Origin of the sequence: Azospirillum baldaniorum, from assembly GCF_003119195.2 — a bacterium.
GTDB lineage: Bacteria > Pseudomonadota > Alphaproteobacteria > Azospirillales > Azospirillaceae > Azospirillum > Azospirillum baldaniorum.
In genome coordinates, this window is record NZ_CP022255.1 from 626319 (window position 1) to 641919 (window position 15601).

The following is a 15601-nucleotide window of genomic DNA, read 5'->3' on the forward strand; positions in this document are numbered from 1 at the left end:
GGCGCCTCAATCGCCCTTCCTTTCCGCCGTTCGCCCCACGCCCCAAGGGGAAGAGGGGAGGGAAGGGCCGCACCGTCATCCACCCACCGCGGCACGGACCGGTTCCGCGTCAGCCATCGCCGTCGCGATCACCCGGTCGAGCAGCGGGCCGACGATCCGCAGGGACGCCGGGGCGATGATGTCCTCGTGCGAGCAGTGGGACAGGCGGTGGACGGACAGGCGCCCCACGCGGCCGGTCCAGCTTCCCTCGGGGTCGATCTCCGGCGGGATCGACTTCTCCGCCACGAACAGCGTCAGTTCGCCGTCGTATAAGGGGGTGCGGGCCTTCGAGAGAACCCGGACGGCATCCTTGTAGTTGCCGAAGATGTGGCCGAACATCTCCACCTTTTCCCGCCGCAGATCCTCGTCCATCACGTCGGCCAGGGCGTCGTTGAGGAACTGTTCCTGCTCCCGCTCGGCCGCCTGATCGGCGTCGGTGCGGCCAAGCCCGCTCCAGTCGTGGGCCTCCGCAGGATAGGTGTCGAGCAGGCCGAGGAATTCCACCCGCTCCCCCATCCGCCGCAGCCGCACCGCCAAGCCGTAGGCGACCGTGCCGCCCAGCGAATAACCCAGGAGATGGTAGGGCCCTTGCGGCTGCACCTCGCGCAGGATGGCGAGTTGGCGGTCGCACAGCTCGTCGAGGTCGGCACTGAGCGCCAGCGGGCCGTTGGGGCGGGGCGATTGCAGGCCGACGATGGGCCGGTCGCCGCTCACGTAACGGGACAGCACGCTGTACTGCCAGGACAGGCCGGACCCGGGATAGAGGCAGATCAACGGCGGCCCCGACCCGTCGCGCAGGCGGATCACCGGCGCGAAACCGAGATTCTCCGGCTCGTCCCGCTCGCCCGTTTCGGCCAACAGGGTGGCCAGACGGGCGACGGTGGGGGCGACCATGATCTGGCTGACCGCCACCGGCTGGCCCAGGTCGCGGCGGATGCGCGCCGCCAGCCGCATCGCCAGCAGCGAATGGCCGCCGATGGCGAAGAAATCGTCGTCCGCGCCGATCCGCTCCAGGTCCAGCAGTTCGGTGAAAATGGCGGCCAGACGGCTTTCCAGCCCCGGCGCCGGTGGACGGCCCGCGGCGGCCCCCGGGGCGGTCGCCTGGGCGCCCACCACGGGCAGGGGCAGGGCCTTGCGGTCCAGCTTGCCGTTCGGCGACAGGGGCAGGGCGGCCAGCGTCACATAGGCGGCGGGCAGCATGTGCGGCGGCAGCGTGTCCCGCAAGGCGGCGCGGAGGGCCGCCTCGTCCAGCGCATGGTCCACCGCCGGGACGAGATAGGCGACGAGTTGCCGCCGGTCCATGCCGGGTTCGGATGCGCCACCGCCCAGCTCCGCAGCGGTCACCACCGCCTGGGCCACGCCGGGCAGGGCGGCCAGCGCGCTTTCGATCTCGCCCAGCTCGATGCGCTGGCCGCGGATCTTCACCTGATGGTCGGTGCGCCCCAGATACTCGACCGCGCCATCCGGCAGCCAGCGGGCGAGGTCGCCCGTGCGGTACATGCGTCGACCCGGATCGAAGGGATCGGCGACGAAGCGCGACGCGGTCAGGCCGGGCCGTCCGAGATAGCCGATGGCGAGCTGGTCGCCGCACAGATACAGCTCCCCCACCGCGCCCGGCGGGACCGGGCGCAGGGCGTGGTCGAGGATGCGGAGCTGCGTGTTCCACACCGGCCGGCCGATGGGAACGCCGCCGTCCCCCTCGATCCAGGCGCCCGAGGCCGGGCAGCAGGTGACGTCCACCGCCGCCTCGGTCGGCCCGTAAAGGTTGTGCAACTCCGCGCCGAAGCGGTCGGCGAAGGCCCGCGACAGGCCCCGCCCCAGCGCCTCGCCGCTGCAGAAGACGCGGGTCAGGCTGGTGCAGACCGCGGCTTCGGGCCCATGGCTTTCGATCACGCTGGCGGTGAAGAGGGCGAGCATCGACGGCACGAAGTGGATCGTGGTGATGCGGTGATCCTCGACCAGCTGGACCAGGGTCGCCGGGTCGCGGTGGGCCTCGGGCGGCGCCATGACCAGCCGGGCCCCGACCAGGAAGGACCAGAAGAATTCCCACACCGACACGTCGAAGCCGCAGGGCGTCTTTTGCAGGATCGCGTCGTCCGGCCCCAGGGGATACTCGTTCTGCATCCACAGGATGCGGTTGACGATGGCGCCGTGCGACACCGCCACGCCCTTGGGCCGTCCGGTGGTGCCGCTGGTGTAGATGACGTAGGCCGGGTGTTCCGGCGTCAGCGCGTCCGCAAGAGCAGGCGTTTCATCCCCCGCCCCGCCGTTCTCATCGATGGACAGCACCGGCACCGCGTCACCGAACAGCGGCTGCGAGGCCGCGTCGGTCATCAGCACCCGCGGGCTGGCGTCGGACAGCATGAAGGCCAGCCTCTCAACGGGATAGCCGAGGTCGAGCGGCAGATAGGCCGCTCCCGCCTCGATGACCGCCAGGATCGACAGGCTGAGGGACGCCGAGCGCGGCACGCCCACCGCCACCACGTCGCCGGGGCGCACGCCCAGGGCGCGCAGCCGCCCGGCCAGGGCGGTCACCCGCCGCCGCACCGCGCGGAAGGTCAGGCTCTCCCGCTCGTCGACCAGGGCGAGGGCGTCCGGCGTGCGCACCGCCTGCGCGACGAGGAGGTCGCGCAGCGTGGTCCGGGGCACGGCCCGCGTGGTGGCGTTCACCACGGCGAGGTGCCGCCGCTCCCCCTCCGTCAGGGTCGGCAGGGCGGCCACGAGCGTGCCGGGATGGCGGACCAGCGTGGCCAGCAAGCCGCGGACCCGCTCCGCCAGCGCCCTCGCGTCGGGGACCGCGCCGCGGTTCTCCACCAGCAGGGTCAGTTCCCGGCCCGGCAGGACCAGAAGGGCCAGCGGGTAGTGGCTGTAGCCGCGGTTGTGGACGCCGGCGACGCGGACGCCGCCGAGGTCGAGGGACTCGCAACCGCTGTTCGGGTAGTTCTCCACGACCAGCAACGTGTCGAACAGAGCCGCGCCACCGGCCATCGCCTGAAGCTCCGACAGGCCCAGCCCGTCATGCTCCATCAGGGCGATGTGGCGCTCCTGGATGGCGGGAAGCTGCTCCCACAGCGGTCGCGCCGGGTCCAGCGCCACCCGCACCGGCACAGTGTTCAGGAACAGGCCCACCTGCTCCTCCAGGCCGGGAACGGCGGCGGAGCGTCCGGAGACCGGCGTGCCGAACAGCACGTCGTCGCGCCCCGCCAGATTGCCGAGAACCAATCCCCACACCGCCTGCATCAGCGCGTTCAGGGTCAGCCCTTCCGCCCGCAGCCGGGAGAGGAGGGCGTCGGTCAGCTCCGCCGGCAGGGTTAGTTCCGACTCCTCCATCGGCGTGTCGCCGCCGGACCGGGCCGGATCGAACAGGACGGTCGGGGTGGCCCCGGCCAGCGCCGCGCCCCAGGCGTCCCGACTCGCGGAAAGGTTGCGGACCAGCAGGCCGTGGACCACCGCCGGATAGCCGATGGCCGGGGCCGTCAGCGCGTCGGGTCCCTGCCCGTAGGCGGTCAGCAGGTCGCGCAGCAGCAGCGGCGTGGACCAGCCGTCGACCACCAGATGATGCACGGCGATCAGCAACCGATGACGGTCGGGCGCGGTGCGGACGAGGATGGCCTTCACCAGACCCAGGAAGCGGTCGGTCGGGTTCGCGCGCTCCGCCGCAGCAGCCTCGATGCGGGCCAGTTCCGCGGCACGGGCCTCCGGCGCACCGTCCGACAGATCGTGCCGTTCAAAGGGCCACAGCCCGGCACCGCCGTCCGGCAGGGCGGGGACGACCAGCAGCGGCTCGCCATTGGCGTCATGGTCGAACAGTCCGGCAAGCTGCGGGTGGCGGCGCAGCACCGCGTCGAAGGCTCGTCCCAGCCGCTCCGCGTCCAGCGGCCCGTCGAGGTCGAGCGCGGTGAAGGCGTTGTAGGCGCTGGCCTTTCCGCCGAGCTGGCTCTGGAACAGCATGCCCTTCTGCAAGGGCAGCAATGGCACCGCCGCGGCGACCGGGCCATGACGGGCCGCCAGCGCCGCCAAATCGACGGCGGGCGTCGCCGTGGCCGTCCGGCGTTCGGGAACCAGCGCCTTCAGGGCGAGCGCCATGCGCCGCGGGTCGCGCCCGGCGAAGACGTCGCGGGGGCGCAGCTCGAACCCGTGGGCGCGCAGCGCGCAGCCCAGCGCGATGGCGCTGATGCTGTCGCCGCCGAGCGCGAAGAAATCGGCGTCGGCGCCGACCGTCCCAAGCTTCAGCACCTTCGCCATGGCCCGGCAGAGCAGCACCTCCGCCGGAGTGACGGGAGCCGCGCCGCCGCTCTCCACCGCCGGGGCGGGCAGGCGCGCCCGGTCCACCTTGCCGTTGACGGTCAGCGGGAAGGCGTCCATCACCACCAGCGCCGAGGGCACCATGTAGTCGGGCAGCCGCTCGCGCAATTCATGCAGCAGGTCACGGGACGTCCGGCCCGCTCCGTCGGCCAGGGTGCAGTAGGCGATCAACCGGTGGCTGCCGTTCACCGCCTCCGCCACCACCAGCGCTCCGGATACACCGGGCAGGCGGTGCAGGGCGGCCTCCACCTCCGGGATCTCGATGCGGTAGCCGCGGACCTTGATCTGATGGTCGGCGCGTCCGATGAAGTCGATCTGCCCGTCGCCGGTCCAGCGCACCAGATCGCCGGTGCGGTAGAGACGCCCGCCGGACCCCAAGGAGCCCGTGCTGAAGGGATCGGCGACGAAGCGCTGTGCGGTCAGTCCCGGACGGCCCACATAGCCCGCCGCCAGACCAGCGCCGCCGATGTAGAGTTCGCCCACGGCGCCGACCGGCACCGGGCGCAGCCGGGTGTCCAGCACATGGACCCGCACATTGCCGACCGGGCGCCCGACCACCGGCCGCTCCGCCACCGTGACGGGCGCGCGCAGCGTGTCGACCGTGTTCTCGGTCGGGCCGTAAAGGTTCACCGCCATCAGATCGGCATGGCCGCGGAGATCCGCCCACAGGGCGGGGGAAGCCGCCTCGCCGCCGATCAGGATCTGCGTCGGCTGGTGATGGCCCGGCTCCATCAGGCCGCAGGCCAGCATCTGCGCGCAGAAGGAGGGAGGGAGGTCCATGGCGTCGATGCGCCGGCTCCGCACCTCCTGCACCAGCGCGTGGGCGTCGCGCCGCATCTCCTCGTCGAAAACGTGAAGCTCCTGCCCCAGCAGCATCCAGAAGATTTGCAGCCAGGAGGAATCGAAGGCGAAGGAGTGAGTGTGCGCGGCCCTCAAGACCCGCGCGCCATAGCGCCGGTGGACGGCCTCCAGCGCCGGTCCGTAGACCGTCGCCGTGTGGGACAGCAGCAGGTTCAGAAGCGCGCCGTGGGTGTTCATCACCCCCTTCGGGCGCCCGGTGGAGCCGGAGGTGAATATGATGGTCGCGACGTGGGCCGACGTCAGGGGCGCCCTGCGCTCCGCCGCCGCGACGGGTCCGCCGGGCAGGGCGGCGCAGGCGGCCAACAGGTCGGTGTCGTCCAGGCACAGCGCCTCCAGCCCGGCGGGCAGCCGCCCGGCCACCGCGGTCCAGGTCAGCGCGCAGTGCGGCCCGGCGTCCTCGCACATCATCGCCAGCCGTTCGCTGGGATAGTCGAGGTCCAGCGGCAGATGGGTGGCGCCGCTCGCCAGCACGGCCAGCATGGCGACCACCGCGTCGGCGGAGCGCGGAACCGCCACCGCCACCACGTCGCCGGGACCGACGCCGCGCGCGATCAACAGACGCGCCAGCCGCGACACCGCGCCCGACAGCTCCGCGAAGGTGATACGGGTGTCGCCGAACACCAGCGCCGTGGCCTCCGGCGTCTCGGCGGACTGGCGGTCCAGAACCTCCACCAGGGTCGCCGGGCGCTCCGGCGCGGTGAAGACGGGACCGCTGGACCAGGCGGCGATGGCCGCTTCCTCGTCGGCGTCCATCACCGGCAAGCTGTCCAGCGGAGCGCCGGCCGCCGCCGCATCGAGCAGCCGGACCAGGCGCCGGGCGTGGCGGGCCAGTTCAGCGGCGTCGTAGCGGGTGCGGTCGGCGCGCAGCTCCAGCGCAATGCCGCCGCCGCGGGTCATCAGGCCGAACTCGAAGTCGTCCACCGGACCCGTCGCCAGATGGTGGGTGATCGCCTCCACACCCGCGAAGTCGAGGTCGTAATCGAACAGGCGGTAATTGACCACCGGGCCGTAGAGCGCCTTTCCCGACCCGACCTGCCCGAGGTCGCGGGGGATGCGCTCCGCGTCGTAGCGCTGGTGCCGGCGCGCCTCCCGCAGCGCGGCCCGCACCCGACCGGCAGCCTCGGCCAGCGTGCCGGCCGCGGTCAGGTCGATGCGCACCGGCAGCACGTTGACCACCGGAGCCACGGAATGGACGGCGGCGGAGCCCATGCGCCGCATGAAGGGCACGCCCACCACCGGGCGGGGATCGCCGGACAGCCGGTGCAGATAGACGACGATGCCGGCCATCGCCAGATCGGCGACCGACACGCCGCAACGCTCCGCCAGCCCGGCGAGCGCGCGGGCCAGAGGATCGGGCAGGGCGGCGGTGTGGGCCACCACCTCCGACGTCGCCTGCTGCTCGGTCGGCTTGGCGCCCTGGACGGAGAGGGTCAGCGGCGCCGGAAAATCCCGGCACAGCCCGCTCCAATAGGCGCGGTCGCGGACCAGCGCGTCGGAGGCGAGATAGGCCGCTTCCTCCTCCGCCACCGCGGCGACGGCGACGAAGGGGCAGGGGGCCGGCGCCCGCCCTTGCACGGATGCACCGTACAAATCCGCGATGCGCCGGGTCAGCGCGTTGAAGCTGTAGCCGTCCAGCATGATGTGGTGGTAGCGCTGGTACCAGATCCAGCGCGGCGCGCCATCCGCCCCGGTGACGTCGAACAGGATCTGGCGGCACAGTGGGCGCTCGCCGTCGGCGGGCAGGTCGCCGGCCAGATCGTCGGCCATGACGGCGTGCGCCGCAGTCTCCGGGTCGGAGGCCGCGGTCAGGTCCATACGCTCCGGCTCGGCCACCGCATCGCTGCCCGGAATCTGGACAACGCGTCCGTCCCGCTCGGCGAAACGCGCAGTCACCGTATCGGCCTCCGCCAGCCCGTCGCGGATGGCTTGGGACAGGCGCGCAGCGTCGATGACGCCGTTCAACTCGATGGCGTGGGCGATGACATAGGCGTTCTTCCGGGCCGCGACCTGATCCGCCAGCCAGATGCCCAGTTGCGTGCCCAGCAGGGGGATGATGCGCATGGCCCTGTCCTCATGAATGCTTTGAAAAACCGTCAGGCGGCGGCGGGGGTGAGGTCGGTCCAGGCGGCCTCGATGTGGTCGAGGCAGGCGGCGCGTCCGGCGGGGCCGAAGACCGCGGCCCAGCCTTCCGGCACCGCGGCGAAGCACGGCCACAGGCTGAACTGGCCGGCATCGTTCGCCAGCGCCAGGAAGTCGTGACGCTCGTCGTCGAAGGGGTTCACATACTGGTCGTTGGTCATCGGGTGCGTCCCTGAAATGAAAAGACTAGCGCCCCAGCGTCGCCCCGCCGTCCACCAGCAGGTCGGCCAGCGTGATGTGGCCAGCGGCGGGGGAGGCGAGGAAAACGACCGTCTCCGCCACGTCGCGTGGCGTGGCGAGCTTGCCCAGCGGGATGCCGAGCTTGTGCTGGCCGGGATTGCCTTGGATGGTCTGCGCCGCGCCATCCGGCCCGCTCCACAGCGCGCGCTGCATCGGCGTGTCGGTGGAGCCGGGGGAAACGACGTTGCAGCGCACGCCGTAAGGCGCCAGTTCCAGCCCCACCGTCATGGTCAGGCTGGTCAGCGCGGCCTTCGACGCGCCATAGGCGGCCATGCCGATCCGTGGCACGTGAGCGGCGTTGGACGACACGCTGACGATGGCGCCGCTCCCGCCGCTTTTGAAGGCCGGGATGACCGCCCGCATCATGTGGAAGGGACCGGCTACATTGACGGCGAAGCTGTCGCTCCAGTCGGCGTCGGTCGTCGCCTCCACCGGTCCCATGCGCAGGATGCCGGCGACGTTGGCCAGCGCGTCGATCCGCGTGCCTTCCGCGAACAGCGCCCGGCAGGTTTCGGCGACCGCGTCGGCGTCGGCGATGTCCAGCGTCACGGCGCGGTAGGGCCGCTCCCCGCTGTCGTGCCAGTGGCGGTCGAAGGCGACGACGATGGCGCCGCGGGCGTGGAAGAGGTCGGCCACGGCCCGCCCGATGCCTTGCCCGGCGCCGGTCACCCAGGCGGTCCGGCCCGCAAAGTCCGTCATGCCGCGACGCGCCCGGAAGCGGCCAGCCGGGGCTCGATCAGCGCCCACCAGCCGTTGATGCTCGGCTGCGCGGCCAGCTCGGCGAAGCCGACCTCGACGCCTGCGGCCTTCCAGCGGTCCACCACCTGCATCACCGCGATGGAGTCCAGACCGAAATCCATCAGGTTGTCGTCGTCCCCCGGCACCTCGTCCAGGGAGGCGAGCAGGATGCGCCGCAGCCCGTCCTTGCTCAGCACCGCCGCCGGGGCGGCCAGCAGGCTGTCGGAATGGATCGTCCGCCCGGCGTTGCGCGCGACGTAGCGCAGCGCCATCATGTGATCCTCGCGCGAGAAGTCGGCGATGGCGTCGGCGATCAGGAAGGGCTTGATGCCGCGCATGAAGGCGTCCAGCGCCGTCTGCATCACGCCGATGTGCGCGTAGATTCCGCAGATCAGGAGCTGGTCGCGCCCCGCCTCCGCCATCATCTCGGCCAGCGGGGCGCGGAAGAAGGCGCTGTAGCGCCATTTGGTCAGCACCCGGTCGTCGGCGTCCGGGGCCAGCGGGGCGACGATGCCCGCCAGATCCGGCTTGGCCGTCAGGCCCGGCCCCCACAGGTCGTTCAGCAGGCCACGGTCGGCGTCGGACTGCACCGGCGGCTGGGCCGTGTAGACGACCGGCACGCCCAGCGCCTTCAGATGGCGCTTCAGCCGGACGATCCGGTCGATGCAGCTGACGATGGCCGGGTTCGCCGCGCCGTAGAAGCCGACGAAATAGTCCTGCATGTCGTGGATCAGCAGGACCGCGCGGGCGGGGTCGATGTTCCAGGACACCTTGTCCTGCGGCAGCTCCGCCGCGGTGGGCAGGGCATAGGGGGCGATGGATCGGATGGTCATGATGGGATGAGGTCCGTGAAGGCGTTTCGATCCCTCTCCCCTCCGGGGAGAGGGTGGCCCGAAGGGCCGGGTGAGGGGGTTGCGCGTGGCGGTGCGTCCGGCACACGCGCACCCCCCTCACCCCAACCCTCTCCCCGGAGGGGAGAGGGGGGATTGATGCTTCGCCCGCTCGCGCAGGGTCTGCTTGTCGACTTTGCCGACGGCGGTCTTGGGCAGGTCCGAGACGAAGACGAAGCGGTCGGGCAGCTTGAAGTCGGCCAGCCCCTGGCCGCGCAGGAAGCGGCGCAGCTCCGACGGCTTGGTGCTTGGCGTGGCGATGACGAAGGCGCAGGACCGCTCTCCCATCAGCGCGTCGGGCATGGCGACGACGGCGGCGTGGCTCACCGCGGGGTGGGCGGCCAGCAGGTCTTCGACCTCCTGCGCGTCGATCTTCTCGCCGCCGCGATTGATCTGGTCCTTGTTGCGCCCGCAGACGACGAGGTTGCCGCCCGGCGCCAGGCTGACCAGATCGCCGCTGCAATAGAAGCCCTCGGCGTCGAAGACACGGGCGTTGTGCGCGTCGGCCTTGTAATAGCCGCGGAAGGTGTAGGGACCACGGGTCCACAACTCCCCCACCGCGCCGGGCGGGACCGGGTGGCCGGCAGCGTCGAGGATGCGGATCTCGTCGTCGGGGCTCATCGGCCGGCCCTGGGTGTTGACCACCGTCCAGGGATCGTCGTCGAGCCGCGTGTAGTTCACCAGCCCTTCCGCCATGCCGAACACCTGCTGGAGACGGCAGCCCAGCCGTTCCGGCACCCGTTCGGCGATGGCGGGGCTGAGCTTGGCGCCGCCCACCTGGACCACCTCCAGGCTGGACAGGTCCCCGCCGCCGCCGGCGGCCTCCAGCCAGACCGACAGCATCGGCGGAACCAGCGCCGCCCAGGTGACGCGGTGACGCGCGATCAACGGGAAGCAGGTCGCGGGGCTGGGGTCGCCGGCCATCACCACCGTGCCGCCGGCGTGGAACACGCCGAGCGCGCCGGGCGAGCTGAGCGTGAAGTTGTGGGGCGCCGGCAGGGCGCAGAGGAAGCGGCAGGACCCGTCCAGCCCGCAGATTTCGACGCTGCGGCGGACGCTGTAGAGATAGTCGTCGTGGGTGCGCGGGATCAACTTCGGCGTGCCGGTGCTGCCGCCGGACAGCTGGAAGAAGGCAACGCCGGACGGATCGGCGACGGGGTCCGGCCCGGCTGCGTCCTCCCCCAGCGCATCGCCGTCGGCCCAGGCGAAGCCGCCGATCCCGTCGTCGGACGGCGCGCCGAGCAGGAGCAGCCGCTCCGCCCCGACCGTCTGTGCCATCAGGGCGACCAGGGACGAGTCCGCCGCCGACAGCACGACCAGCGCCGGCTCGATCTGGCGCGCGTAGGCGGTCAGCTCATAAACGCCGTGGCTGTTCAGCGCGTTGACCGGCACCACCCCGCAGCGCAGCAGGGCGAAGAAGACCAAATAGAATTCCGCGCGGTTGGGCAGCCTGACCAGCGCGGTGTCGCCGGGCCGCAGGCCCTGCGCGCGGAAGGCCGCCGCCAGACGGAGCGATAGGGTTTGCAGATCGGCGTAGCGGAGCCGGCGTTCCCCACAGAGGATCGCGGTGGCCTCCGCTGCCACACCCTGGTGGCGGTCGATCACGTCGGTCAGCGGGTCGCCGGTCCAGTAGCCCTTGGCGCGGTAGCGCTCCGCGAACGCGGCGGGCCAGGGCGTGAAGGGAATGGTCACGACGCCAGCTCCACCGGAAGGTCGGTGTTGGAGGGCCGGGCGGACGCGACGCCGAACAGGTTCAGCATGGTGGTCAGCTTGGCCGCCGTTTCCTCCCACTCCGCCGCCGGGTCGGAATCCGCGACGACGCCGGCCCCGGCGTAGAGCCGCAGGTGCCGGCCCTGAACCAGCCCGCAGCGGATGGACAGCGCCCATTCGCCGTTGCCCCGGCTGTCCATCCAGCCGACCATGCCGCCGTACCAGTTGCGGGCGTATCCCTCCAGCCGGTCGATGGCGTCGCGGGCGAGGTCGGTCGGCGTGCCGCAGATCGCCGGCGTCGGGTGCAGCGCGTGGGCGAGCCGCAGCGACGACACCATGGGATCAGCCAATTCACCGGTCAGCTCGGTGGACAGGTGCAGCATGGTTGGGGTGCGGATCACGCTGGGCGCGTCCGGCACCGCCAACGGGCTGCAATGGCCGGCGAGCGCCGCGCGCACCGCATCGACGACGTACCGGTGCTCCGTCCGGTCCTTTGTGGAGGCGAGCAGGGCCGCGGTGCGCTGGCGCTCCACCTCGGCGGACAGGCTGCGCGGGGCGGACCCGGCCAGGGGATTGCTGATCACGGTTCGTCCGGTCTTGCGGATCAGCAGTTCGGGACTCGCCCCTACCAGGGTCTGTCCGTAGGCGACCGGGGCCGCGAAGACGTAGGCTCCGGGATTCTGCCGCAGCAGGGCGCGCAGCAGGCGGCTCGGCGCGAAGGCCTCGCGCGCTTCCACGTCGAGCGGGCGCGACAGTACGACCTTCCTCAACGCGGTGTCGCGGAACAGGTCGATGGCCTGGGCCACCGCCGCTTCGAAGGCGTTGCGCCCCACCGTCTCCTCGACGGCGTTCAGCGCGACGGGGTCGGGATCGGCGGCCATGCGGCCGGCGTCCTCGTAATCGCAGTGCTCGGGAATGAACAGGCGGGCGTGCTGGCGTCCATCGAAGGGGACGGCGCCGACCAGGATGGGATTCTCGACACCCTGGGCCTTGCGGCGGCGGAAAGCGCGGTCCAGCGCCTCCTCCCACCGGCCATCGGCGAAGCTGCGGTCGTCGAGGGCGACGTCCAGCCGCTCATCCACGCCATAGGCTTTCAGGACGCGGCCACGCGAGGCGAAGGCGAAATCCGGGTCGGAACGGCCGCCGAGCGGCCGCTCCCCGGCAGGCAGGGGTAGAACGTCCATGGAAACACGAGCCTCCACTGTCCATCCGCCAGCGCGGACGACGTTGACATGTTCGGAAAAAGCGCGCCGTTGACGGTTCGGGCGGACGCGGGAATCACCACCGGCGTTCTGCCGGAGCCATGAGTGGCGTCCGCATACATAAAGATGCGAATAATTCTCATTCGCAATATAGGGATATGTCCGATTTCGCGCAAGCGCTTTCTGCAACCGGCGCGGGATTTTTCTCCCTCGGACTTAATCGCCCGCTTCCGCCACCCTCCGGTCGTGCGTTCTGGCGCCCAAGCGGTCGGACAGGCGGAAGACCAGGGACAGCACGACGGGCAGGACCGTCACCGTTACCAAGCTGGAGATCAGCAGGCCGCACAGCACGACCAGCCCCAGCCCGCGGTACAACTCCGTCCCGGCGCTGGACACCGCAACCATCGGGATCAGGCCGGCGACGGTCGTCACCGTGGTGATCAGGATGGGGCGCAGTCGGCTCCGCAAGGCGTCGGCGATGGCTTCCGCCCCGGACATGCCGTGCGTCCGTCGGTTCACGGCGGCCTGTTCGACGATCAGGATGGGGTTGTTCACCACCGTCCCGACCAGCACCAGGAAGCCCATCATGGTCAGCACGTCGAAGGGCTGGGGCGGGCCGAAGCCTCCGGGCAGGCCGGCGACGAGGTTGTAGAGCCACAGCCCGACCAGCCCGCCGCCGATCCCCGTGGGCACCACCGCCATGATGATCAGCGGGTAGCCCCAGTGCGAGAAGACGGCGACCAGAACCAGATAGGTGATGGCGAGCGCCAGCAGGAACCCGCCGGTCAGGGCGGAGCGCAACTCGTCCAGCGATCCGCCGGCCCCGGTGATGCGGGTGCTCATCCCGTCGGGAATCACGCCCTCGGCGCGCAGACGGTCCACCAGATCGGTCCGCACCGCGGCGATGCCGGATTCCAGCGCCACCGACCGCGGCGGGATGATGGTCAGGGTGACCGTCCGGAATCCGTCGATCCGCGCGATGCTGGAGGAGCCTACGGTTTCCCGCAGCTCGGCGAGGCTGGACAGCGGCACCGGAACGCCGCGGCCGGTGTGGAGCACCAGATCGGCGAAGCCCTGGCGGTCGCGGCCCAGGCCCCCGGCCACCCGCAGCTGGATGTCCAGCGTCTCGTCGTTCAGCAGATACTCGTCGGCGAAGGCGCCATCCGAATAGGCGCGCAGCGTGTAGCCCAGCTCGGCCAGCCCGATGCCCATCTCGCCCGCGCGCTCCCAGTTCGGGTGCAGCTCCAGGAAGGGCTGCGACATGGCGAGCGTGGGCGGGGAGGGGTCGCTGTTGACCTGCCCCTCGGGGAAAAGGTCGCCCGCGCGGTCGAGCACCGTCAGCGCCGTGGCGTAGAGCGTGGTCAGGTCGCCGCCGCTCAGCTCCAGACGGATGGCGCGGGCGCCGCCGCTGTTGCCGGAGAAGATCGACCCGCGCGCGGCGAAGCCGCGCATGCCGGGAATCGCCCTCATCCGCTTGGTGACGTTGGCGATCAGCGCGTCGGTGTCGGCGGGGTTGATCGGCTCCGTCACGAAGCGGATGAAGCCGGGGCGGATGAAGCTCAGATTGACGCGCAGCGGCGGAATGCCGGTCTCGGCGTCGGTGCTTGCCGCGCCCACCTGACGGCTCAGCAGCGGGTCGATCTGCCGCCAGACCTCCTGCATCGAGTCCATGCTGTAGCCGGGCGGGGCGGCCATGAAGCTGAAGATGGTGGCCTCCTCGCCCTCCGGCAGATATTCGGCGGGCGGCACCATGGTGAGCATGACGGCTATCATGGCCGCGGCGGAGACGGCGAGGATCGCCAGCTCCCGCCGTGCGCTGCGCAGCATCCAGCGCACCGCCACACTCAGCGCGCCCTCCTTCTCGGGAGCCTTTCCTGCCGCGGACGCTGCCGGGGACGCCACCGACCAGCGCCCGGCGACGACGGGGACCAGGACCAGGGCGGCGACCATCGACATGATGACGGCGCCGGTGATGGCGATGGCGATGTCGGAATAGAGCTGCCCGGCCTCCGCCGTGATGAACAGCACCGGCAGGAAGACCAGGACGGTGGTGAGGGTGGAGGACAGGATCGCCGGCCACACCTCGGCGATGCCGTCTTCGGTCGCGGCGGCCTTCGACTTGCCCATGCGCAGATGGCGGGCGATGGCGTCCAGCGCGACCACGCTGTTGTCCAGCGTCATGCCGATGGCGAAGGCGACGCCGGACAGCGAGATCACGTTGATGCTGCGCCCCGCCGCCGCCAGGACCAGCAGGGTCGCCAGCGTGCAGACCGGCATGCTCGCCGCCGCCGCCGCGGTCGCCGGGATGGAGCGCAGGAACAGCAGGAGCACCACCGCGGCCAGGACGCTGCCGGCGATCAGGTTGCTCAGCACGTTGTCGATGGACCGTTCCATGTAGCGCACGTCCTCCGACAGCAGCCGCATGGACAGCCCGCGTTCCTTCAGGGCGTGGCGGTTCAGCTCCTCCACCGCCCCGGTCACCGCCTCCTTGACGGCGATGACGTTGGCGCCGGCCCGCTTGCCGATGGTGACGAGCAGGGTGGGACGCCCGTCGGCGAAGGCGACGCTGCGCGCCTCCTGGGTCGCCATGGTCACCGATCCGACGTCGCGCAGGCGGATGGCCGTGCCGTTCTCCCGCGCGACGATCAGGTTGGCCAAGTCCTCCAGGTCGGCGAAGCGCCCGATGGTGCGCAGGAAGTAGCGGCGCTTGCCGAAGTCACGGTCGCCGCCGGAAACGTCGCGGTTGCGCGCCCGCACGGCGTCGCGCACCGTCCCCACATTCAGGTTGCGGGCGGACAGCTTCAGCGGGTCGAGCAGGATGTGGATTTCCTGCGCGGCCCCGCCGATCACCTCGGCCTTCGCCACGCCGGCAACGCGCTCCAGCCGCGGGCGAAGGACGTTCTCGATCCAGTTGGTCTCGCGCTGGATGGAGTCCGGGTCGGTGGCTCCGTCAAGCCGCTCGACGCCGAAGAACAGGAAGGGCTCCGCCGTCGCGGATTCGGCGACGATGCGCGGGCGGTCCACCGTCTCCGGGTAATCGGTGACCTGGGACAGCGCGTTGTCGATGTGGATCAGCGCCTCGTCGATGGAGGTGCCGGAGGGGAATTCCAGTTCAACCTGACCGCCGCCGAACTCGGCGCTGGAGGACAGGCGGACGAGGCCGGGGATGGCGCGCAGGTATTTCTCCTGCTCGATCAGGATGTCCTGCTCGACGTCCTGCGGGGTGGCGCCGGGCCAGTTGGTTTCCACCATGATCCGGCGCGGGCTGATGTCGGGGATCATCTGCACCGGAATGCGGAAGACCGACACCGCGCCCAGCAGGCACAGGATCAGGACCGACACCAAAGCGGCCAGCGGGTTGCGCAGGATCAGGCGGGTCATCGTGACTCCGGGTAGGAACTTGCGGTTTCCCCTCTCCCCTCCGGGGAGAGGGTTAGGGTGAGGGGGGTGCGCTCGGCGGAACGTCCGGCTAAAGCG

Annotated in this window: 7 protein-coding genes; all 7 read right to left on the minus strand. The window is 71.2% G+C overall.

The features are described from left to right. Positions 1–75: 75 nt before the first annotated feature. Positions 76–7266 carry an amino acid adenylation domain-containing protein gene (locus tag Sp245p_RS25095; protein ID WP_109138997.1) on the minus strand — a complete coding sequence of 2397 codons (7191 nt, stop codon included), beginning with the start codon at positions 7264–7266 and terminating at the stop codon, positions 76–78. A gap of 32 nt (positions 7267–7298) precedes the next feature. Further along, positions 7299–7505 carry an MbtH family protein gene (locus Sp245p_RS25100; protein WP_014199569.1) on the minus strand — a complete coding sequence of 69 codons (207 nt, stop codon included), beginning with the start codon at positions 7503–7505 and terminating at the stop codon, positions 7299–7301. 25 nt (positions 7506–7530) lie between these two features. Continuing rightward, positions 7531–8283: a 2,3-dihydro-2,3-dihydroxybenzoate dehydrogenase gene (gene dhbA, locus Sp245p_RS25105; RefSeq protein WP_014199568.1), complete on the minus strand. Its 753-nt coding sequence runs from the start codon at positions 8281–8283 to the stop codon at positions 7531–7533. Next, on the minus strand, positions 8280–9155 hold the full coding sequence (locus tag Sp245p_RS25110; RefSeq protein ID WP_014199567.1) for an isochorismatase family protein: 876 nt from the start codon (positions 9153–9155) through the stop codon (positions 8280–8282). The genes dhbA and Sp245p_RS25110 overlap by 4 nt, the downstream gene beginning before the upstream one ends. Before the next feature lie 117 nt (positions 9156–9272). After that, the gene (locus Sp245p_RS25115) at positions 9273–10904 is read right to left on the minus strand and encodes a (2,3-dihydroxybenzoyl)adenylate synthase (protein WP_014199566.1); all 1632 of its coding nucleotides are present in this window, start codon (positions 10902–10904) and stop codon (positions 9273–9275) included. Next, on the minus strand, positions 10901–12106 hold the full coding sequence (locus Sp245p_RS25120; protein ID WP_014199565.1) for an isochorismate synthase: 1206 nt from the start codon (positions 12104–12106) through the stop codon (positions 10901–10903). Before Sp245p_RS25120 ends, Sp245p_RS25115 begins: the two co-directional genes overlap by 4 nt. Positions 12107–12340: 234 nt before the next feature. Continuing rightward, a complete protein-coding gene (locus Sp245p_RS25125; RefSeq protein ID WP_014199563.1) occupies positions 12341–15505 on the minus strand; it encodes an efflux RND transporter permease subunit in 3165 nt (1054 codons plus the stop codon). Positions 15506–15601: the final 96 nt, after the last annotated feature.

Coding starts and splice junctions, on each gene's coding strand:
- Sp245p_RS25095 (WP_109138997.1), bottom strand. CDS start 7,266: ATGCGCATCATCCCCCTGCTGGGCACGCAACTGGGCATCTGGCTGGCG.
- Sp245p_RS25100 (WP_014199569.1), bottom strand. CDS start 7,505: ATGACCAACGACCAGTATGTGAACCCCTTCGACGACGAGCGTCACGAC.
- dhbA (WP_014199568.1), bottom strand. CDS start 8,283: ATGACGGACTTTGCGGGCCGGACCGCCTGGGTGACCGGCGCCGGGCAA.
- Sp245p_RS25110 (WP_014199567.1), bottom strand. CDS start 9,155: ATGACCATCCGATCCATCGCCCCCTATGCCCTGCCCACCGCGGCGGAG.
- Sp245p_RS25120 (WP_014199565.1), bottom strand. CDS start 12,106: ATGGACGTTCTACCCCTGCCTGCCGGGGAGCGGCCGCTCGGCGGCCGT.
- Sp245p_RS25125 (WP_014199563.1), bottom strand. CDS start 15,505: ATGACCCGCCTGATCCTGCGCAACCCGCTGGCCGCTTTGGTGTCGGTC.